This is a genomic window from Mycobacterium simiae (assembly GCF_008370645.1).
GTDB classification, from domain to species: domain Bacteria; phylum Actinomycetota; class Actinomycetes; order Mycobacteriales; family Mycobacteriaceae; genus Mycobacterium; species Mycobacterium simiae_A.
Genome location: NZ_VTZN01000629.1, coordinates 1 through 289, shown reverse-complemented (window position 1 = coordinate 289; position 289 = coordinate 1). Strand labels below are relative to the sequence as shown.

Genomic DNA, 289 nt, shown 5'->3' with positions numbered 1-289 from the left:
AGCCGCACCCAGCCGCGCACTGGCCAACGCCGCCCGAATCACCCGCTGCTGCGCCGGCCCATTCGGTGCCGTGAGACCGTTGGAGGCGCCATCTTGATTGACCGCCGAACCACGCACCAGCGCCAACACCGGATGACCCAACCGCTGCGCATCAGCGAGCCGCTCCACCACCAGCACCCCAGCGCCCTCGGACCAGGCGGTGCCGTCAGCGGCGCCCGCATAGGCCTTGCACCGACCGTCGGCAGCCAGTGCCCGCTGCCGACTGAACTCCACAAACGCCGCGGGGGTG

At 71.3% G+C, this 289-nt stretch carries 1 protein-coding gene; it reads right to left on the bottom strand.

The genetic code is table 11. The features are described from left to right. Positions 1–289: beta-ketoacyl synthase N-terminal-like domain-containing protein (locus tag F0Q45_RS27180; RefSeq protein ID WP_149656720.1), on the bottom strand; the 289-nt coding region annotated here is incomplete at both ends.